Annotated in this window: 19 protein-coding genes and 1 pseudogene; 6 read left to right on the top strand and 14 right to left on the bottom strand. The window is 38.8% G+C overall.

Features of this window, described 5'->3' with window-relative positions:
• Nucleotides 1-270 precede the first annotated feature (270 nt).
• The 8 genes from APS80_RS09660 to APS80_RS09625 are packed head-to-tail and all read right to left on the bottom strand — an operon-like array spanning nucleotide 271 to nucleotide 6,695.
• Nucleotides 271-726, bottom strand: coding sequence for a Na+/H+ antiporter subunit G (locus APS80_RS09660; RefSeq protein ID WP_059108050.1), 456 nt, complete (start codon nucleotides 724-726; stop codon nucleotides 271-273).
• On the bottom strand, nucleotides 701-1,000 hold the full coding sequence (gene mnhF2, locus APS80_RS09655) for a Na+/H+ antiporter Mnh2 subunit F (protein WP_059108049.1): 300 nt from the start codon (nucleotides 998-1,000) through the stop codon (nucleotides 701-703). Before mnhF2 ends, APS80_RS09660 begins: the two co-directional genes overlap by 26 nt.
• Entirely contained in the window at nucleotides 1,000-1,482 is a 483-nt protein-coding gene (gene mnhE2 / locus APS80_RS09650; protein ID WP_059108048.1) for a Na+/H+ antiporter Mnh2 subunit E, read from the bottom strand. Before mnhE2 ends, mnhF2 begins: the two co-directional genes overlap by 1 nt.
• Nucleotides 1,479-2,984 (bottom strand): Na+/H+ antiporter Mnh2 subunit D, encoded by a 1,506-nt coding sequence (gene mnhD2 / locus APS80_RS09645; RefSeq protein ID WP_059108047.1) that lies wholly within the window; start codon nucleotides 2,982-2,984, stop codon nucleotides 1,479-1,481. The genes mnhE2 and mnhD2 overlap by 4 nt, the downstream gene beginning before the upstream one ends.
• On the bottom strand, nucleotides 2,977-3,324 hold the full coding sequence (gene mnhC2 / locus APS80_RS09640) for a Na+/H+ antiporter Mnh2 subunit C (protein WP_059108046.1): 348 nt from the start codon (nucleotides 3,322-3,324) through the stop codon (nucleotides 2,977-2,979). Before mnhC2 ends, mnhD2 begins: the two co-directional genes overlap by 8 nt.
• Complete coding sequence (gene mnhB2 / locus APS80_RS09635) at nucleotides 3,321-3,746, bottom strand: Na+/H+ antiporter Mnh2 subunit B (RefSeq protein WP_059108045.1); 426 nt, start codon at nucleotides 3,744-3,746, stop codon at nucleotides 3,321-3,323. Before mnhB2 ends, mnhC2 begins: the two co-directional genes overlap by 4 nt.
• Nucleotides 3,733-6,129 (bottom strand): DUF4040 family protein, encoded by a 2,397-nt coding sequence (locus APS80_RS09630; protein WP_059108044.1) that lies wholly within the window; start codon nucleotides 6,127-6,129, stop codon nucleotides 3,733-3,735. Before APS80_RS09630 ends, mnhB2 begins: the two co-directional genes overlap by 14 nt.
• 14 nt (nucleotides 6,130-6,143) lie before the next feature.
• Nucleotides 6,144-6,695 carry a tyrosine-type recombinase/integrase gene (locus APS80_RS09625; RefSeq protein WP_059108043.1) on the bottom strand — a complete coding sequence of 184 codons (552 nt, stop codon included), beginning with the start codon at nucleotides 6,693-6,695 and terminating at the stop codon, nucleotides 6,144-6,146.
• Between the two features lie 140 nt (nucleotides 6,696-6,835).
• On the opposite strand from APS80_RS09625, the gene APS80_RS09620 reads away from it, so the two are divergent.
• Together APS80_RS09620 and APS80_RS09615 are read left to right on the top strand one after the other, a co-directional pair.
• On the top strand, nucleotides 6,836-7,042 hold the full coding sequence (locus tag APS80_RS09620; protein WP_059108042.1) for a DUF1659 domain-containing protein: 207 nt from the start codon (nucleotides 6,836-6,838) through the stop codon (nucleotides 7,040-7,042).
• A gap of 13 nt (nucleotides 7,043-7,055) precedes the next feature.
• Nucleotides 7,056-7,289: a DUF2922 domain-containing protein gene (locus APS80_RS09615; RefSeq protein WP_059108041.1), complete on the top strand. Its 234-nt coding sequence runs from the start codon at nucleotides 7,056-7,058 to the stop codon at nucleotides 7,287-7,289.
• A 152-nt stretch (nucleotides 7,290-7,441) separates the two neighbouring features.
• On the opposite strand, the gene APS80_RS09610 is transcribed toward APS80_RS09615, so the two are convergent.
• Nucleotides 7,442-8,830 (bottom strand): MFS transporter, encoded by a 1,389-nt coding sequence (locus APS80_RS09610; RefSeq protein WP_059108040.1) that lies wholly within the window; start codon nucleotides 8,828-8,830, stop codon nucleotides 7,442-7,444.
• A 178-nt stretch (nucleotides 8,831-9,008) separates the two neighbouring features.
• Here APS80_RS09610 and APS80_RS09605 point away from each other — a divergent pair, with 178 nt between their 5' ends.
• The gene (locus tag APS80_RS09605; protein ID WP_059108039.1) at nucleotides 9,009-10,445 is read left to right on the top strand and encodes an MDR family MFS transporter; all 1,437 of its coding nucleotides are present in this window, start codon (nucleotides 9,009-9,011) and stop codon (nucleotides 10,443-10,445) included.
• 46 nt (nucleotides 10,446-10,491) lie between these two features.
• Nucleotides 10,492-11,724 (top strand): ArgE/DapE family deacylase, encoded by a 1,233-nt coding sequence (locus tag APS80_RS09600; protein ID WP_059108038.1) that lies wholly within the window; start codon nucleotides 10,492-10,494, stop codon nucleotides 11,722-11,724.
• Between the two features lie 129 nt (nucleotides 11,725-11,853).
• Here the strand turns inward: APS80_RS09600 and APS80_RS09595 are convergent, their stop codons facing one another.
• Both APS80_RS09595 and APS80_RS09590 read right to left on the bottom strand, forming a co-directional pair.
• The gene (locus tag APS80_RS09595; protein WP_059108037.1) at nucleotides 11,854-14,112 is read right to left on the bottom strand and encodes an ATP-binding cassette domain-containing protein; all 2,259 of its coding nucleotides are present in this window, start codon (nucleotides 14,110-14,112) and stop codon (nucleotides 11,854-11,856) included.
• A gap of 267 nt (nucleotides 14,113-14,379) precedes the next feature.
• A complete protein-coding gene (locus APS80_RS09590) occupies nucleotides 14,380-14,796 on the bottom strand; it encodes a DUF2188 domain-containing protein (RefSeq protein WP_059108036.1) in 417 nt (138 codons plus the stop codon).
• A gap of 235 nt (nucleotides 14,797-15,031) precedes the next feature.
• On the opposite strand from APS80_RS09590, the gene APS80_RS09585 reads away from it, so the two are divergent.
• Both APS80_RS09585 and APS80_RS09580 read left to right on the top strand, forming a co-directional pair.
• On the top strand, nucleotides 15,032-16,219 hold the full coding sequence (locus APS80_RS09585) for a hypothetical protein (protein ID WP_059108035.1): 1,188 nt from the start codon (nucleotides 15,032-15,034) through the stop codon (nucleotides 16,217-16,219).
• Nucleotides 16,212-17,360 (top strand): hypothetical protein, encoded by a 1,149-nt coding sequence (locus tag APS80_RS09580; protein WP_059108034.1) that lies wholly within the window; start codon nucleotides 16,212-16,214, stop codon nucleotides 17,358-17,360. Before APS80_RS09585 ends, APS80_RS09580 begins: the two co-directional genes overlap by 8 nt.
• A gap of 111 nt (nucleotides 17,361-17,471) precedes the next feature.
• Here the strand turns inward: APS80_RS09580 and APS80_RS09575 are convergent, their stop codons facing one another.
• The 3 genes and pseudogenes from APS80_RS09575 to APS80_RS09565 all read right to left on the bottom strand — a co-directional run bounded on the left by APS80_RS09575 (nucleotide 17,472) and on the right by APS80_RS09565 (nucleotide 21,655).
• Nucleotides 17,472-19,373 (bottom strand): FUSC family protein, encoded by a 1,902-nt coding sequence (locus APS80_RS09575; RefSeq protein ID WP_232234371.1) that lies wholly within the window; start codon nucleotides 19,371-19,373, stop codon nucleotides 17,472-17,474.
• Between the two features lie 126 nt (nucleotides 19,374-19,499).
• Complete coding sequence (gene budA / locus APS80_RS09570) at nucleotides 19,500-20,213, bottom strand: acetolactate decarboxylase (RefSeq protein ID WP_225309973.1); 714 nt, start codon at nucleotides 20,211-20,213, stop codon at nucleotides 19,500-19,502.
• 162 nt (nucleotides 20,214-20,375) lie between these two features.
• Nucleotides 20,376-21,655: pseudogene (locus APS80_RS09565) on the bottom strand (pyruvate MFS transporter).
• Nucleotides 21,656-21,712: the final 57 nt, after the last annotated feature.

Below are 21,712 nucleotides of genomic sequence, written 5' to 3'. Positions count from 1 at the left end.
TAATTGCGACACGCTCGTTACAAAAATGATTTAATCATTTTAAAATTGATGTTTTATTAATTTTACCTTATTTTACACAATATTAACAACTTACGTGACTGACATCATGCAAGTTCACTCTCATATAAATACGTATGGTTATAGCATTTTTCTAATCTTGATTGAACGCTCATTTTCAAACAAAAAAGAAAGCATTGCGACGTCTTCACGCTTTAAACTGCGTAAATGACATCCCAATGCTTTCTATAAATCTTTTATTCATTTATCATTCTAGTCTTGATTACTTTGATTTGTACTCTTACTGTATTGTTGACGTAGTGATTCTCTTTCTAGTGCACGTCGTTTCAGTTGTTCGAAAGAATTCGTATCGGAATTACTTCTCAAGGTATTCACTTGTTGGGTTGTATCTGATTTACGATACATGTAAGCCCCTGTGCGATAAGCTGCACGTGAAATCAAGTGTCCACCGACTGGAGAAGTTAAGTTGATGAATACCAATGCTAAAATCATACGTACACTAAAGTAACCTTGGTATGAAATGAAGAACACGATAACACCTACTAATGTAAGTAGTAAGGATAACGTCGAACTTTTCGTTGCGGCGTGACTTCGTAAAAAGACGTCATGGAATTTCACGAGTCCGATTGAACTAATCAATGCGATAATACTTCCGAGGAAGATCATAAAGGACGCAATCAAATTAACGATTTCGTTTACTGTTCCCATTAAAGACGTGCCCCCCTTCTATGAATCGCGAAATAGACACCGTACTTACGAACGAAATAATCGCGATTAACAGGATGGAATCCAAGAAAGAGACGGTTTTAAAGATAATACTTAACGTTCCTACCAGTGACATCAAGATAGCACTTGTCGCATCGAAAGTTACGACACGGTCTGCAGTGGTAGGTCCTTTGATCAACCGATATAACGTGATGAACAAAGCAATACCAAAGATAATCGCTGCTGCAGTGATAAAGAAATTCGTGAGTGCTTCCATTAATGTGTCACCTCCAGAATGAGATTTTCGTATTGCTTAATACTACTCAACAATTTTTCTTTCTCCTGGTCAGAAATATCGATCGCATGGAGGAAGAATTTTTTATTTTCTTTAGAAATACGAATCACCGTTGACCCTGGTGTGATAATGATTAAGATTGTGAGGAACGCGATTTCCCAATCACTTTCTAAATCTGTTTCATAAGTCACTAATCCTGGGTTCATATCATTCGTTTTAAATAAAATATAAGTAATGATCGAAATACTAGATGTAGCGAGCTGATACAAATAAACAGCTAAGAACTTAATCGCAACCCATATTTTTTTTATGTAGAATTCTTGTCCGAAGAAGCGATGTAGAATATAGATTACGAGTAAACCGATGAGATAACCCGCACAGAATGTCGTCAATTTGAACGAATCTTCATCTTGAAAGAGGACCCATAAGAAAGCAATAACAATATTTAATACGACTTGTCTCACTGTCTATCATCCTCCTTAACTAAGTGCGGGTTGACGGTTTGTTCATAAACACCATCATCCAAGTTTAAGTGTGTCGCTTCAGAAGTCACTTTGAATACTGCAGGTGCGAAAATACCGAGTAATACGACAGCGCCTGCAATGACACCAATGACACCTTTACGACATCTTGGGATGCGATTGTATTGGATTTCTTTACCATTTTCTTCATCACCAGAGTACATGACGAAGAAGATTCTAAAGAGGGAATACATCGCAATTAAGCTTGTAATGATGAGTAACGCTAAACCGATGTAGTTGCCATTTTCGATCGCACCGTTGAAAATATAAAGTTTTCCTGGGAAACCACTAAATGGCGGCACACCACCGATTGCGAGAATCATGATAAAGAAACAAACACCGAAGAACGGTTCCTTTCTCGCTAAACCGTAGAGCGAGCGGTATTGTCGATAACCTGTCATGTACACCAATGCACCAATGATAAAGAACAACAGTGTCTTGACGATGATATCGTTGACAAGGTAGAAGATCGCACCGTTAACTCCTTCAAATGTATGGGAACCGAGTCCGAGAATAATATATCCGATGGATAACACAACTTGGTAAGCTGCGATTTTCTTAATGTCTCTATAGGCAAGGACACCAAAGGCACCAATAATCATTGTTAAGCAAGCTAAGAACACGAGTAATGGATGTGTAATTTCTGCATAGCTATCAAAGATTAAAGTAAAGAATCGGATAAGGGCATATGCCCCAACTTTTGTCATCAATGCTGCGAAGAGTGCAGCAAGTTCTGTGTTTAATACCGCATATGCTTTCGGTAACCACATGAACACAACCAATGCTGCTTTAGAAGCGAATGCAACTAAGAAGACCATTGAAATGATGAGTACAGTACGATTATCGTTTAACTCACTGATACGTTGTGCTACATGTGAGAAGTTTAATGTACCAGTTAATTTATAAAGTAAACCGATACCGAGTAGTAGCAACCAAGAACCGAGTATGTTTAATACGACGTAAATGATGGCTGCTCTCAATTGTTCAACTGATTGTCCTAACGTAACCAATACGAATGATGCGAGGAGCATAACCTCGAACATAACATAAAGGTTAAATAAGTCTGCAGTTAAGAATGAACCAATCACTCCGACGGTTAGGAATAAGATAAAGCTTGGTAAGTAGTAACGAATGGCACGTTTTTCAGCACGGCCAAACCCATAAGCGATAATCATTGTGACCACAAAGCTTGATGTTGTAACAAGTAAGAGACTTAATGGGTCACCAACGAATTGAATCCCAAACGGTGCGCGCCATCCCGCAAAGTCTAACACGAGCGGTTTATGATTCATGACGTAAATCAATAAACACAACGCGAGTATTGTTGTAACAGCCATGACCCCGCCAGATAAAATACGTGATAAGAGATTACGTTTACGAATAAATACAAGTAATAGTGCACCGAGCATCGGGAGCAACATGAGTAAGATTAATAGATTATTCATCGTTGTCATCCGCTCCTCTCAGTACATCGATTTCATCCTCTTTCGTTACACGGTAAGTTCTATAAACTAACACGAGTAGAAAGGCTGTCATCGCAAATCCGATAACGATCGCTGTTAACACTAAAGCTTGGAGTAACGGGTCCACAAAGTATTGTTTCCCCGAAGCGATCAACGGCTCCGACATATGTTGACCATAATGACCCATGCTCATAATGATGAGGTTCCCTGCATGAGTGTAAATGGAAATCCCGATGACAATTCTGATGAGATTGATTGATAGTATCATGTACGTTCCGATAAATACTAAGAAACCAATCACCAATAACAAGATCATATTCATGAGCGACCACCACTGATCGACAACATGACGGTTACAACGACGCCGACGACTGTGAGTAAGACACCTGATTCAAAGAGCGTCACGGTTGTCACGTGTAAATCGCCTAATAACGGCAAATCAATGTGTGCGTCTGTTTGGTAAAGGAACGGTTTACCGAAGAACATCGGAACGACAGCCGTTGCGACAGTAATCAATGAGCCGATGATCATTAAAATTCTAAAATCAACAGGTAATGAAAGGAGAACCTGTTTCACATCGAAGGCCAAGAACATGAGTAGGAATGCCGAACTGAAGATGAGTCCTCCAATAAAGCCACCACCTGGATTGTTATGTCCTGCAAAGAACACGTAGAAACCAAATGTTAATAAGATAAAGACGACAATTTTCGTTACCGTTTTTAAGACAACATCATTCTCTTTCATCTTGACCCCTCCGATCTTTAAAGTTAAGTAACGTATAAATACCTAATCCTGCAATAATCAATACTAAGGTTTCAAACATTGTATCGAATCCGCGGAAGTCACCTAAGATGGCGTTGACGATATTTTTACCGCCTGCAAGTTCATCCGCTTTGTGATAGAACGTTGAAATAGTACCGATTGAATCACTTTGTTGTGTGACAAAGATAAGGAAGACGACGGTTAATGCCATGATGAGTGATACGATAATCTTGATTGTTTCACGTCGTTTATTCACATTACTACGCGGTACGTTTGGTAAGCGTGAGAAGCTGACGATAAATAACATTGTCGTAATCGTTTCAACCACGAGTTGCGTAAGCACTAAGTCTGGTGCTTTCATCACGATGAAGAAGATGATAACCGCATAACCAATAATACCGTTCAAGATAACCATTGTGAGACGTTGACGGATAAAGATCAGTGCGATACCTAGAATGAATACGACAATCGTAATGATTACTTCTAGTGGACCAAACTCACCGATGTGAATTTGATGTAAGTGAGGCATGCCTGTTCGAATAACACCGTATACGACGAGTGCCATGAAAATTAATAGCGTCACGATAATGTAATGGTTTAAGCGGTTGTTCATTAAAACACGAACGGCATAACCAGAATTATGTTCAAACAAACGATAAATGCTAGCATAACCGGATGTAAGAGAACCGCGTTGGAATTTGTCTGCGATGCGTTTCCAATCGATAGAAAGTACAGCGATGAAACCAACAACGATGACAATGACACTTAAGATTAATGGTAAGTTGACGCCGTGCCATTGTGAAATGTGTGGCGCATACTGATCGACGGCTGAACCGATTGTCATACCACGTAACGCTGGCAGAATCACTGCATCTCCAAATACATTTGGTATGAAGAAGATGACCGGAATGAGCACTGCTAAAATGGCTGAAGGTAAGACGAATAATTTCGGTTCATGTACATGATCGTTCGGGATATCAGCTTTGTCATAGTCACCCCAGAACGTTTCTTTCACTAAATGTACACCGTAAATCAATGTAAAGATACTTGCGATGACACCAATAGCAGCAATGATTACAGTTAAGATTGTGCCAAACTGTGGTAACTCAGTCGCATTGACTAAGCCATCAAAGAACATTTCTTTACTTAAGAAACCATTCAAGAATGGAATACCTGCCATTGAGAGTGCACCGAGTAACATCACGATATGTGTGATAGGTAATACTTTTCTTAAACCTGATAAGTTACGAATATCACGTGTACCTGTTTCATGGTCCACGATACCGGCACCCATGAAGAGTGCACATTTATAAATCGCATGGTTGAAGAGATGGAATAATGCTGTGAATAAGATGAATGCATAAGCACTTGCGAGTCCATCTGATGTGTGTTGTGCAAATCCACCGCCGAGTCCAACCATAGACATGATCATACCGAGCTGACTGATTGTAGAGTATGCAAGAATACCTTTTAAGTCATATTGACGGATGGCATTCACGGCACCGAACATCATTGTGATGAGACCTGCGAAAGTCACAACATATATGTAGAAATCACTGAGACCTAATACCGGTGTGAATCTGAGTAGTAAGTATATCCCTGCTTTAACCATGGTTGCAGAGTGTAGATAAGCACTGACCGGAGTTGGTGCAGCCATCGCTTTAGGTAACCATACATGGAATGGAAATTGTGGTGATTTAGTAAATGCACCAAGTAATAACATAATAATGATTGGTATGAATAATGGATCATGTGCGAGCTCAGATTTTTGAGCTAAAATTTCAGTAATCGTATTTGTTCCTGTCACACTGTAGATCATCATGAAGCCGGCTAACATAGCCAAACCACCTAATACAGTAATGACGAACGATAACATGGCACCATATTGACTATCATTTTTACTATACCAATAAGAAATAAGTAAGAAGGAAGAAACACTTGTTAATTCCCAAAAGACGTACATTAAAATCGTATTGTTTGAGGTTACAACCCCTAGCATACTTAACATGAAGAGCAATAGATAAGCGTAGAAACGAGGCAAATTATCTTCATCTGCTGAAAGATACTGTGTTGCATAGAAAAATACAGCAACCCCAATAACTGAAATGAGTAAGCCGAATAATAAACTCAACCCGTCTAGCCTGAAGTCGATATTGACATCTAGTGCTGCGACCCAAGGAATTTTAATCGTAGTGAAATGACCCTGGAGTACTTTTGGAATTTGCACTAAGAAGTATACAGAAGCAATGACTGGAGCAATTAATGCAAGCCAACCAGCGTAACGTGCTAACTTAGTATGACTCAGTGTGAGTAACACGAGACATATGATAGCGATAATCGCTATAAATAGGTAAATCAAGCTCATTCACGCCTCCTTTGTTATAGGTTTAAAGCAATCGTCGTGAGACTTGCTTTTTTCGATATACCAATAAATTTCATTGTTTCTATTGTAGTTTGATGGCCCAAATATTTTTGGATAATAGATATTGATATACCCGATTGATATGCGTGATAAGCAAACGTTTTACGTAAGGTCGTTAAACCGATATGTAACATGCCAATATCAGCAGCGGCAGCACGTATAATACGATATGCTTGTTGTCTAGATAGACAGTGATGTGTCCGATTGGATTGGAACAACAAATCGCAATCATTTAACTGTTCATGTGAGATGTATTGCGAAAGTTCTTCACGTAAATCTTCCGGAAACATAATGTGGATGTTAGCCGCATGGGGCTCTACCCAATACAATTTGATCTCTCCGGAATCATTTTTTAAATCTTTGACCGTTAAATGTAATAATTCAGACAACTTTACACCTGTATGTATGGCGAATTTAAAAAATAAATAATCACGTTGGGATCTCGCACGTAACACCTCATACATCGCCTTAATTTCATTCATGTCTCGAATGGGATTGACTTGATTCATATAATCACCCCTATCATATACGTTCCATAAACAATAATAAACTACATTTAAGTAACATGAAAGTGTTACATATTATCTCATTTATATTTAACCCCTTTCATCATCACTTTCGATATATAAAGTGAAAGGAGGTCATTACAATGAACCAAGCAGAACAACTCGCATTGACTTTAATTCAGACCAAAGTGAACGAGGAGGGTAAAGCCGTAACGTCTCGTAGACGTTTTACCCAACTCAACCCCAATGTAAGCCAAAATTCAATGAAAGCTTTCAAACAAATCATTGAACTTTTAGTCGACGAAAAATTTGAGTCGATTCAAGTCACACGTACAACTGAACTTAACTAAGGAGGGATTTAGCATGAACCAAACATTGGAATTAATTTTCACTGATCACACCAATAAACAGATCAAATTGAGTTTGCCAAACATTATCACTGTACCTAGCGAAACCGTCGTTCGAGACAATATGAAAGCACTGTTAGATTTAGATATCTTACGTCCGACAAGCGGCATACCAAGCCGTATTCATAGTGCACAGCTCATCAGTAAGACGACACAAACGATATTCACATACCAACCTGCCCATGCGTAATGCATGAGCTTTAAATCAAAATAAAAGGTAGCATGTCCAAGCATTGTGAGGGAGTCCATTTTCCCTTACAGTGTTTGACACGCTACCTTTTTTATATGCTTGTGTTGATGTGACTAGAATAAAGCTAGTTGTTTTAAATAACGATCACTGAGTTAGTTTTGCTTCATCTGTGTCGCTTTAGGTATTAACAGTTGAAGTAAGATGAATGTGAGTAACGCAATGCCTACATTCAGATAAAATCCAAATGTCGCACCTAAATAAGCATCAGAAATGGATTTCCCGATTGCATACAGACTACCTGAGAGAGCGACACCAAATGCATTACCGAGTGAAGAAGACATTTTATAAATACCTGATGCCATGCCGACTTCTTCATCTGGTGCATTTTCAAGCGCAGTATCCATTGATGGTGTTGCGTAAAATCCTAGACCTAAACCGTATAAGAAATAACCAATCACACAACTGACGACATAAGCGACAGGTGGTAAAAAGACGAAAGAAATACATAAGATCCCGCACATATTCAAGATACTGCCAATGACCATTGGTTTTTTCGCACCTAAATGTTGGAGAATCTTCTCACCGATACGAATAGTGACAATGACCGTGATTAAATATGTAATTGTTAAAGCACCCGACTGAAATTCATTGAAGCCTAGCGCTTCTTCAGCGAATGAATTACCGACAATGAGTGTCCCTGCGACCGCATTCATTAAGAAATTGGATACCGTTGCACCGGTATAACCTTTATTAGCCAGTAATTTAAAATCAATCAGCGGATGTTGTTTTTTCACTTCTACTAATATAAAGAGAAGACCTGCAATGACAAATGTGCCAAATGCGCCGAGAATGGTGAAGGATAACAGACCATACTGAGATGATTGCGTAATGACGAAATTCAAGCTAAAGATCATGACGATGAAAATCACAGTACCGACAAAATCAATTTTTTGATGCTGATATTGCGAAGCTTTCGCTTCAGGTGTCCCTTTAATTAGCAACATAGAAAGAATAGATAGCACGATAGAGATGACGAAGATCCATTTCCACCCTACTGTTGATGAAACGAGTCCTCCTAAAAATGATGCGACGCCAGCACCACCCCATGAGCCGATAGACCAATAACTGAGTGCCATCTGCCGCTTCTCTTCATCAAAAAAGGCTTTGATTAATGAAAGTGTAGACGGCATGATGACCGCTGCAGAAAGCCCTTGGATTACACGTCCAATAATTAATATGAAGACGCCAGGGGCAATGACCACGAATAATGAACCGATAATGTTGAGTGCGAGACCGATATAAACCATTTTGACATAGCCATACTTATCGGAAAAATTACCAGCTACAACGACAAACATACCTGCAAAGAGTGCCGTTATACTGATTGCAATGTTAATCGTACTGCCACTACTATCGAAATCTTGTTGAATCTTTGGTGCTGCATTTAATAATGAATTACTAAACAACCAAAACGTTAAAACACTGAGCACAATTCCTATCAGCAATGTGCTCCCATTTTTGACATTTCTTTTGTTTCTCATTACATTTCACTCCGAATTTTAAATGTTATATAATATCACACTTCCATATGCTATTCCTTTTATAAATATTATTTCAAGGTAAAAGATATAAAAATTATTTATTGTTTAAAATAGTTTGCTTTAGCAACTTTAAGTGATAAAATATATCAGTATTATTTTTAAAAAAGGAGCATCTGATATGTCGGAAAACACTATGACAAAATCGAAAAGAAATATAATTGTCACTGTCATGCTTGTCAGTGCCTTTGTCGCAATGTTAAACCAGACAATATTGAACACTGCTCTGCCCGTCATCACTGAAGAAATGAACATCACTGAAACTACGGCTCAGTGGTTGATCACAGGCTTTATGCTCGTTAACGGAATCATGATTCCACTCACAGCATTCTTCATGGAAAGATATACAACCCGTGCGTTATACATCTTCTCTATGGCTACGTTTGTGCTCGGTTCAATTGTCTCTGCATTCGCACCTAACTTCGCCATCCTAATGACTGCGCGTGTCATTCAAGCGGTCGGCGCTGGTGTGTTATTACCTTTAATGCAATTTACTGTATTCACCCTCTTCGCCGTTGAAAAACGTGGTTTCGCGATGGGACTTACAGGTATCGTTGCACAATCAGCTCCGGCTATTGGGCCTACTGTTACCGGTCTTCTCATCGATCACTTTAGTTGGAGAATGCCATTCCTCATCGTAGCAGCGATTGCACTGCTCGCATTTGTTATCGGTGCACTCTTCGTTCAAAATAAAGGCGAAACAAAAGCTATCAGTCTCGATAAAATTTCAGTTGTTTATTCAACATTTGGTTTCGGACTCGTCCTTTATGCATTTAGTAGTGTAGGTCAACTCGGCCTTAAATCTCCTTTAGTATATATTACATTCATCGTTGGGGTTATCATCATCACGATCTTCGTCTTACGACAACTCAAAATGGATACACCATTACTTAAAATGGATATTTTCAAAAACAAAACATTTACACTTTCTTCAATCGGTACAACATTCGTATTCATCGGTATTGTTGGACCTGCTTTACTCATACCAATCTATATACAAGATGGCTTAGGTTTATCTGCTTTGCTATCGGGTATAGTTATACTACCTGGTGCAATTGTCAATGCATTTATTTCTGTCTATACGGGTAAAATCTATGACAGATTTGGTGCGAAAGTGTTAATCATTCCAGGATTTACACTATTAACGATTATGACAATACTACATTCTTTCTTAACTGTAGACACACCTTATTGGTACGTTGTTGTGATTTATGCGATCCGCATGTTCTCTGTTGGGCTCATCATGATGCCATTAAATACAGCTGGACTTAACGCATTACACAACGATGAACTTTCTCATGGTACTGCAATCATGAATTCATTAAGAATTATCGCCGGTGCTATGGGTACAGCTATTAGTATTACGGTTATGTCTGTATTCTCAAGAATGTTTGTAGAACACGGAAATCCAAGCGGTACAAAAGAAGAAGTGATGCAACAAGCAACCGTTCGCGGTGTCGATGCTGCCTTCATCTTTACAACCATCTTAATCGTTATTGGATTTATCCTTTCAGCATTCATTAAAGAGAAAAAACAATCTAACCATAATGTTCAATAGTGAAAACGCAAGTGAAATAATTTCTGAAGAAGAAAGGTAGATGACTATGAGTAAATTTTCTAAAGAAGAGAAAGTTGAAATCCTATCTGATATCGTTGGTATTAAAACGGTTAACGATAACGAGATCGAAGTTGCAGAGTATTTACAAGACCTATTCAAAAAACATGATATCGATACTGAAATCGATAAAATTAACGACAAACGTGCAAACTTAATCGCCACAATCGGTGAAGGTGAACCTGTCGTTGCTATTTCTGGTCACATGGACGTTGTTGATCCTGGTGATGAAGACGATTGGGAACACCCACCATTTGAATTAACCGAAAAAGACGGTTACCTCTATGGCCGCGGTTCTGCTGATATGAAATCAGGTTTAGCCGCACTTGCCATCGCAATGATTGAAATCAAAGAAAGTGATGCACTCGAAAAAGGTACCATTAAATTCTTAGCAACTGCTGGAGAAGAAATGGAACAAACAGGTTCTCAACAACTTTACGAAAATGGTTATATGGATGATGTAGACGCGCTGATCATCGCTGAACCATCAGAAACATCTCTTGTTTACGCACATAAAGGTTCTATGGACTTCCGCATCACTTCAAAAGGTCTGGCATCTCATAGTTCAATGCCTATCCTTGGTAAAAATGCAATCAAACCTTTAATCGACTTCATTCAAGCCATCGACAAAGATTATCAAGAAGCATCTAAAGATATTAAATTTGAAAAAATGGACTTCTCAAAACTGCTTGATTTAGCTAAAGAAAAAGGTCGTGACGACATTGATGATGATGTTATCGAAAGCGTCGTTTCAGGCTTAGTTCTTAACAATACAGTCATTAAAGGTGGTAACCAAGTTAACTCAATTCCTGAGGTTGCAGAAGCTGAATTTAACGTACGTACCGTACCTGAATTTGATAATGACAAAGTAAAAGAACTGTTCCAAAAACACCTTGATAAAGTCAATGACGAAGGTGGCGATCTTAAATCAGAAATGTTCTTAGACTTAGATCCCGTACTTACAACTGGTGACAATGACCTCATTAAAACAGGTCACGACATCGCAAGTGACATGTTCGATGAAGAAATCATTATCACACCTACTGTAGGGGTTACAGATGCTTCAAACTTACTCAGAGGTAAAGACGAAGACTTCTCTTTCTTAATGCTTGGACCTGGTAGTACACCACACCAAGTAGATGAAAATGTTAAAAAAGACACTTACCTAGACTTTATTGATTACTACATTAAATTATTAACAACATATATCAATAATCAATAATACTTCAATGGATATAGATCAAAGAAGCGTGGTCGTTGCAACGCATGATGTGTTGCAACGGCCACTTTTTTGTATTAAAAAAGGGATGACTACCGTCACCCCTTACATCGATTAGATATGCTTTTACTCTTATGCTTCCACGTAACGTTTCAAGTGCTTAGACGTTAACGTATCTGCTTCATTAATAAAGTCTTTCGGTGTACCACTATAGAGGACGTTACCTCCTTCTAAACCTGGACCTGGTCCGATATCCATCACCCAGTCCGCTTCACACATCGTAGATAGATTATGTTCGATGAGGATGACCGTATTATGATTTTCTATTAAATCATTGAAACGATCCATTAATAATGGAATATCCGCTTCGTGTAGGCCTGTCGTTGGTTCATCAAAGACAAAGACTTTATTCTCATGATCTTCTATCAAGTACTGACTTAATTTCACGCGTTGGATTTCCCCACCTGAAAATGTAGAGAGTGGTTGACCAAGTGACATATAACCTAGGCCTGTTTTTGCGACTGAATCTAACACACGGTGAATATCTTTATGCGATTCAAAGAATGATAGACCTTCTTTTACCGTTAAATCAAGTACATCTGCGATAGAATAGCCATCTACTTTCGCTTCTAATACTTCATCTTTATAACGCTTACCGTGACATACCGGACAAGTTTGTGAAAAGTCACCCATAAAGGCAAGTTCTGTTTTTACATAACCTTTACCACCACAATTTGGGCAACCGCCTTTAGAGTTATAACTAAACATCGCTTTTTTCAAACCTGTTTGTTTACTGAAGAAACTTCTCACCTGATCAAAGATGCCTAAATACGTCATGAGATTGGAACGGCTAGACCCTTGTAATGCTTTTTGACTCATAAAGATGACGTCATCGTCGTCTCTAAATCCTGCTTTAACGAGCGTACTCTTACCTGAACCTGCAACCCCTGTTAACACGGTTAATGTCTCTTTCGGAATAGAGGCCTTAACTTCTTCTAAATTATTTTCGGTAATGGGGCCGAGTTCATAATAACCTTGAGGCTCACGTACCTCTTTTTTGAGATGATGTGTTTCTGAAAGTGCACGGCCAGTCGCTGTATCAGATTCAAGCAAGTCATCATACGTGCCTTCAAACGTAATTTGACCGCCGTCAGTACCTGAACCTGGTCCCATATCTATGACGTAATCCCCTTCTTTAATCACATCGGGATCATGTTCTACAATCAGTACCGTATTCCCTTTATCTTTTAGAGATTGTAAGATTTCATTGATCTTCGCAATATCTTCCGGATGTAGACCCACACTTGGTTCATCGATGATATAAACGAGATCGGACAGTGGACTATTCAGATGACGAATCAATTTGAGTCGTTGCGCTTCCCCACCAGATAATGTCGTCGTTACACGATCTAATGTGAGATAACTAAGTCCGATATAATCTAATGCTTCTAGTTGTTCAAGAAGAGGTTCAATAATGTATTTCGCCGTAGGATCGTCTAATTCTTTAAGGAAATCAATATTTTCTTTAATGGTCATTTGTGTAAAATCAGAAATATTATAGCCATTAATCTTACAACTTAGCATTTTTTGATTGAGTCGTTGACCATGACATGTTGGACACACTTTATTCGTCACGACATGTTTTAAATGTTTTGCATAGCGTTTTTTGTTGAATTCTTTATCCCCTAAAAAGATACGACTAAATCTATGAATGAGTCCCACATATTTTGCTGATTTACGCCACTCTTTAGGCGGATTCTCTAATTTCATCGGTTCTTGATATAAAAATAAATGCAACTCTTCATCTGTGTAGTCTTTTAATTTTTTATCATTATCAAATAAACCACTGTCACGATAGGCTTTACCGCGTTCTTTATCTGGCCCGAACGATGGGAAGTCAATCGCGCCTTCATTCAGTGATTTGTCCCAATCGAGTAATTCATCTAAGTTGATATCTTCAATGTAGCCTAAGCCTTCACATGTTTCACACATGCCACTCGGACTATTAAATGAAAAGGCATCAGAGTAACCAACAAATGGTTCCCCTATCCGTGACCATAATAACCGTACTGAAGCGTAAATATCAGATACGGTACCGACTGTTGAACGTGAATTACCATTAAAGCGTTGTTGGCTAATCGTCATCGCTACCGGTAAGTTTTGAATTTCTTTCACATCCGGTCTTGGTTGTTGGTTTAAGTGAAACTGTATGTAACTCGAATAACTTTCGTTCAGTAATTGTTCAGATTCAGCCGCAATCGTATTAAACACGAGTGATGATTTTCCTGAACCTGAACGTCCGGTAAATACACTAATTAAATGCTTAGGTACAGACAAATCAATATCCTTTAAATTATTTTGCACCGCACCTTTGATGTTAATATAATCCATACGTCTCCTCCTCTATTTCTCGTATGTCATTGGAATCCTTAAAAATACGCCGTAATAACTTTATTTAACGCATAAACAGTATGATTGCTTGATCCAGAAACCAGCCAAAAGTCATGAAGCTAGATCATAAAACACAAAAAACGTATTCCTGATTGAGTATGATCAAGAAATACGTTTTTAAGACCCTCGGCAATACGCACTCGTTAAACCCGTCTCTGCTGAGTTATGAAGCTTAACGAAATGAATGCCGCTTGTCATGAAAGCCGATTATGATTCATTCTTTTTATGTTCAATCACTTCAGTGTCTCTGTTATCTGCAATGTTGCGGGCACGTTTCATCGCATCTTCTTTTTTATCAAAGCTGTCTGTCGCTTGTGATGCTTGGTCGGTTTTTACTTTCCATTTACTATCTTCGTAATATACATGTACATCACGATCGTCTAATGAAGGATCGGATGATTGATTATCATCGTGCTGAGTGATTTTCTTATTTTTTAATTCTTTAAGCTCAGAGTCACTGGCATCCTTGTACCAACTTTCAGCTTGTTTCGTAGCGATAGGGATTGTATCATTTTCACTGTGACCATCTTTAAGCATGGCATTCCCAATATCAATCGCTTTTTTACGCTCTAACTTATCCATGTTCTTCCAACTTTGTGGATAGTCATCCATTGTCCAAGGCATTTACGATCATCCTTTCATCCAGTTCTTAATTGTCGTTTACCACTCTTCGCGTTACGATAAACCCTGCATTTTAGGCTTGCTGCAAGTTTGTTTTCCTGAAATAATAAATCAAAAACATTATATGAAATATAAATATATGTACAATGTAAATTTTTACCTTTAAATTATGATTTAACTAATATGATTTAGGGAAATTATGGGAATGATATCATCATATGTTCAAAAGGAGGTCTATATGAGTAAAGACATCACCATAGGTCTCATCCCATCTCCTGATATGCCGCAAAAAATGGTCTCTAAAATCATTGATCATCTCGGTTCTGAAATGGCACATCATGTCGATGATGAAGTGAACTGGCGGTTTTCTCAATATGTTGCTTCCATCATCGGTACAGCAGAACATGTTGATAAAGCGATCGATATCGCCATCGATATCCGTAAATCAGAGGACTGGGACTTCGCTATTTGTATTACAGATTTACCAAGTATTTCTTCAACGAAAACGGTTATCTGTGATATCAACAAAGCTTCCCAAACCGCAATGTTATCGCTACCTGCTTTAGGGGTGATGAACCTAAAAAATAAACTTCGAGACTTGATTACAGGTATCGTCAGTTATATATACCACGATCAAGATGAACTACCACATCTCATAAAGAAACATCATAAACTTTCGAGAGTGATTGAGGTACAACCTAAAGGTGATGATGAAAATGAAGATGAAACAACACGATTGATTGTTAAATCGACGATCTTAGGTTGGTTACATTTAATTACAGGCATGACCTTGGCAAATGAACCGTGGACTGCTATCTTTGATTTCAAAAAAATTATTTCTGTATCCTTCGCTACAGGGACATATATTTCGATCTTTTCAACGCCGTGGGACTTGAGTCTCCATTATGATTATTGGCGTTTTATTTTACTGACCTTACTTTCAATCTTCGGTATGGTCGGCTGGTTAATTTATGCTTATCATTTATGGGAACCACCTAACCCTAGAACACAACGTTTATACCGTTATGTTTATAACTTTACAACGCTCACGACCTTAACCATTATTACCTTTTTAAACTATCTAGCACTCTTTGTACTACTTACGTTTAGTATCTTGCTCTTCGTCCCCGCATCACTCTTTGCAGGATGGACCTCACTTGAGCTCAACAATCCAACTGCAGGGGATTATTTCCATTTAATCTGGTTTGTAACATCTCTCGGTATCCTTGCCGGTGCGATGGGTTCTGCGGTAGAAAGTGCAGATAAAATTAAACGTGTCACTTACTCTTATCGTCAATACTTTAGATATGAAACACTAGAACAACAAGAAGAAAAAGAAGAAGACAGTCAACACGAAGCAGAAGATGACGATGAAAACTATGAAGGTAATAAACAATCACATGATAAGGAGGAGGAAGATGAGTAATCAAACGATTTCAATTGGTATCGTCGCAGCACCAGGTGTCCCCGCACGTGTAGCAACAAACTTAGAAACAAATTTACCTGATGCGTTAAAAGACCAAATCAGTGATCAAGTCACTTGGGATATTCATACCAACGTCGATCCGCTCACTGGTTCTGCAGAACATCTGACCCCTATCTTTGAAAAGATTTCCGATTACCAAAAAGAAAATGAATGGGATTATACCATCGCGATGACTGATCTTCCTTTATTTAAAGATGACAAAGTGATTGCGATTGATATTAATAAAGAAAATGGCGCCAGTGTCGTTTCAATTCCTGCTTATGGATGGCGACTTATGCAAAAAAGACTGTTACAAACAACGATTGGTATCATCAAAGACTTTAATACAGATAACCCTCATCCAGCACTAAAAGCCGACCACAGTGAAAAAGAAAGTGATGCGAAAAGTAGTAAGCGATTCTCACGTCAATTTCCACTAACATCCATCAACCAAGAAGAAGACTATTTAAACGATACGGGTTCTACCCATAAACGCTATATCGTTTCATCTAAATTAAACGGTATGATTCGCTTGCTTAGTGGCATGACGTTTGCGAACAATCCACTGACTATGATGAGTGGTTTAAGCAGTGTGCTCGCCATCGCATTTACGACAGGTGCATTTGGGATTGTCTTCACAACCATGTGGAACTTAAGCTATGTATACAGTGAATGGCGGCTCTTTATCATTTCTTGTGTGGCGATATTTGGGATGATGATTTGGATCGTCATCGCGCACGATTTATGGGAACCGCTTCGCGATAGTAGTCAGAAACGGATTACCATGTTATACAACCTCACAACACTCATGACGTTGTTTGTATCACTGTTAATTTATTTTGTGATTCTGTTCTGTCTCTTCTTACTGACAGCGGTAATTGTGTTACCATCAAGCTATCTCGGCGCTGCACTTGAATTAAATGAAGCAGCTGGTGTCGTCGATTATATTAACTTAGGCTGGTTCGCAGCCTCTATTTCAACAGTTGCGGGTGCCATTGGTGCAGGTTTAAACAACACCGAACTCATTCTCGAAAGCACGTATGGTTACCGTCAGAAAGAAAGATATAATGAATTGAATGAAGCACAGTCCTCAGATGAATAAATGGTTGGATGCTCAGGGCAAATGTTGTCCTAACTTTATAAACGAAAAGAAGCGGTTGAAGACTTTGAAACATCAAGTCGTTCAACCGCTTTTGTTATATGCGCGATATGCTTAATTTTTATGCATCGCTGATAAACAATTATGTTGCATATGAAGTAGTGCATTTCTGATATATACATATTGTGGTAAGGCAGGTAACGATTGTTGCGTGAGTTGTTGTCCGCGTTCATAATATTTCGCGAGATTTTCGAACACGAGCAAATATTGGCCCATCGGTTCTGCATCAATCGTTTTACGCTTATCGTTGTACATCGCCCGTGAGAGCATCAAGCTCAGTTCTTCTAACGCATGAATGTTGGCGTAATAAGCTTGAATATAGCGTTCCTTGCTGAAGAGCTCACCTTTAGCACTGTTGTACACTTCAAGCATATTACTGATTTTAATGCTTAAGTGAAGCAATTCGTGTTTATCAAATGGTTGTTCCCCCATCTTATCTGTTGAAAATAAGTAATGGAAGAGCACCGCTTCTTCTCGAATCACATCGACAATCGTTTTCGGAATCATAGAAGACGCCGTTTTACGACCTAAGATCATCACACCTATCACAGCGATGACGATACCCACAAAGACATCGATTAAGCGCGGTAAGGCGTTAAGAATAGTTAAGTTACCAGATGCTAAACCGTTTAAGAGTAGCACTTGGATCGTGATGAAAATGACTGCATAGAAATAGTTCGCACCTACGATCATTTCTGTAAGTCCTGCTGCGACGGCAAGTAAAATAATCGCGACAGGAATAGGAGGTGAGAAGAGTAATACGACTGATAATACGAGGACACCTAAAATGGTTCCAACGCCACGGGAACCTGCACGTTCAAAGCTGTGCCACGTAGATGAGCCGAGCAATACGGTATGCGTACTGATTGGAATCCAATATGCTTTGTCAAAATCAAACATGAGTGCGATTATAATCGAAACCGCCATAATGACAATGTAACGCAACGTATTTCTAAATTTGTAAGACTCTAAACTTAAATTCTGCAATAGTGTTTGTCCATGTATAGGTAAACGCACATCCATTTCATGCTTGATTCGTTCATCACTGACACGCATCATTTCGTCCACTTTAAAGATGTGGTTCACCAACATTTGAAATTCAGGCTCGACTTGTACTTCTTTTTGCCATTGCGCACGAATATCGCCTTTACCATAGACTAATTTGATGACGTAATCGATCATCTCTTTGATAATCGGTGGCAATGGACGATGTCCGTTTTCATTCAAATCAAGCAACTCTGAATGGATGGCTTGTGCTAAATTATGTAATAACAGCAACCGTTGAAAACCATTCGGCTCACTTGAATGCGATGCTGAAAATGTCACCAATGCTTTATCGGATCGACGGAAGCTATCGACAGCTAAACGAGACACTTCCATAAATGCATTAGGATCATCGAAATTATATATCAGTTGTTTTAACATATTATAATCGTTCTGTACTGCTTTGAACTCGCCAGCATTTCTAGAAAAATAAACGGTTAAGAGCACGACAACTGTCGCTAAGAAGCCCCCAAAGAGCATCGCACAACCTCTGAATAACGCTTCATCCGGCGCATGAGGTAAATTGATCGGTAAACTGAGTGATACGATAAAGAATATCGAAGAAGGACCTGGGATGTTTAACGTGCTGAAAATATAATACGGCACTACTGCAAAGATCAGTAACAAGATCCCAAAGATGATGGGTTCATCGACCGTTAACGTGCCCAGCATCATTCCTAGAGAAAAGCCAATACTACATAGTACAACGGTGGTTAATCTTGAACGTAAGGGACCACCAAAGACATAGATGTGTGCCAACGTACCTGTGGCTACTAATAATCCCGTTGAAAAATGATCACTAAAATAACCAATAAAAAGTGGTACAAGCATTAATAACATCTGTCTTATCCCTTTATTGATGTCTACTTTACTCGCGTTAAATTGGAGTAATGCTTGCAAATACTTTTTCAACTTGAACCTTCTTTCTCTCTTTAGTTTAGCGGGTACCGTGGTTTCACATGTTTTAACGCAACCACTTCAACCCCACTTGCTGTTTCTGTTCAAACTCGAATCGGTTCATTTGAGCATGGTCTCAATTTATTCGACTTCGTTAATTTCCTCGGAAATATGATCATAATCGATATCCGTTTCTAAAAATGTTGGATCATCGATTGGAAAATGTTGTTCTAATGTTTCAATATGATGAAGTTCAACTGTACCAGATTGTATATTAAAGTCTAACACATGTCCGCCAAATGTTTTATCGTCATCAATAAAATGTAAGTGGAATCCACCTGAAGCAATACCGTGGAAGAGTTGTGGCGCATAAAAGCCAACAATGGTTCCTTTCATGTCTGTTTTAGTAAATTCTGGTTGTTGCTCAGCAGAGTTTTTCAAACGTGTATAGGGTGGTTCTTGTTTCGGTAACATGCGTACACTTATATCTTTAAATTGACCTGTGACTTTTACCGCTAAGAAAAGATTTTTACTTTTCGCTTGATCGAGAATCGCTTGTTGTAATGCATCAGAAGCTTGCTCACTCTCCACTTCAAATTGTGAATCCTTTTGAAACGGAACGACTGTAGCAAACGGCGTTAATAATTCTCCTGTTAATGTTTTAAATTCACCCGCTGCATTTGCATGATATGCTTTACCATCCAGGATGATGACCTCTCCGTCAGAACCAGACAATGTCCCAATACCTAAATCTCCATGCGCTAAAATATCATTGATAGAGGCTGTCCCTTGTAACATACCTGCCATTAAATCAGCTAACGTGCCATGTTGATATAACATTTCTTCATCTCCCATAATTTACAGTACTTCTTACTTTCATTTAGTATTATACAACGGTTGTCGAATTTCTTCATAGGTTGAATATAACAGCTATCTTCCCTTCCTTTTTGAAAATATAAAACGCACACGTGCTGGTCAATCATCAACTGATTCAACTGCACATGTGCGCATTTCAAACTATTTTAATTTATGTTTTTCTACGATTAATGGTTTATCCGGTTTAACAAACAACCACATGATAATCGCAAAAACAACTGGAATGATAATTAATTGAAGTGTGAGCGTCCAACCGAGACGATCTGCTAAGAACCCAGCTAATAACGGGCTTAATAAAGCACCTATGTTGCCCCATAAGTTCATCCAACCCGATACAGAGCCCGCAAAGTTACGTCCAAGATCAGTTGCTGCAGCCCAGCTCATGCCTGTTGAAATACCGATACCGCCTAAACATAATGACAACCACAGAATGTTAATCACTAAATCTTCTGAACGTACAGACATAAATAACGCAATACTAAATACGACAAAGCCTGTAATTGCGATCGAGCCACGTGCGACGAAGCGAGATTTACCTGCTTGTAAAATTTTATCTGAAATCATACCACCAAGCATGATGAGGACGAACATCGCTATCCATGGTGCACCTGCCGCCCATGCCATATCAGGATCCGTTAATTTCACGTGATACTGCTCTGTTAAGTAAGTCGGTAACCAAATTAAAAAGAGTGCAACGACAAACTGAACTACAAAGTATTGAGCCGCAATCGCATAAAAACTGAAACGTTGGAAGAATAAAGACCATGGCGCAGTCGCTTTATCCGTTTGAATGACGTCACGCTCTGCCATAATGTATTGTTTCTCTGCTTCATTGACCATGCGGTGTTGCTCTGGTAAGTCTTTCGCAATGATGAACCATAATAGTGCAATGATAATCCCTACAAAACCAAAGATGTAGAACACGGCTTGCCAACCGAACATATTAACGATGGCAATCGTTACTACTGGTGCGATAACGGGTCCAAAGTATGAACCTGCGAGTAACGCACTTGATGCACGTCCTTTTTCATTTTTCGCAAACCAAAATGAGTTAAATACTGCGTTTGAAGGATACATCGGTGCTTCCCCTACACCAAAGAGGAATCGCACTGTATATAATAAACCATGATTTTTCACTAAACCTGTTAAAATCGTAAATGCACTCCACCAAACCAGGGAAATCGTCAACATTTTCTCGGTCCAAATTTTTCCGCTAAAAATCCTGACGGTACTTGCATGAGCGCATATCCTAGTGAGAAGAATGATGCTAATAAACCAAATTGCGTTTTGGTTAAATGTAAATCTTCCATCATCGGAGCCGCTATAATAGAGATGTTTGATCTATCCATATAAGCGATGACGCCAATGATGAAAAATGCAGCCATAAAAAACCAACGTACCTTTGTTCTCTTATGTGTCATAGTGTTTCCTTCTTTCCTGATAGCCTAAATATCAACTTAAGTTGTTTGGATCCACTT

The sequence above is a fragment of the Staphylococcus auricularis genome (genome assembly GCF_001500315.1).
GTDB lineage: Bacteria > Bacillota > Bacilli > Staphylococcales > Staphylococcaceae > Staphylococcus > Staphylococcus auricularis.
This window is presented reverse-complemented; position numbering and strand designations above follow the sequence as displayed.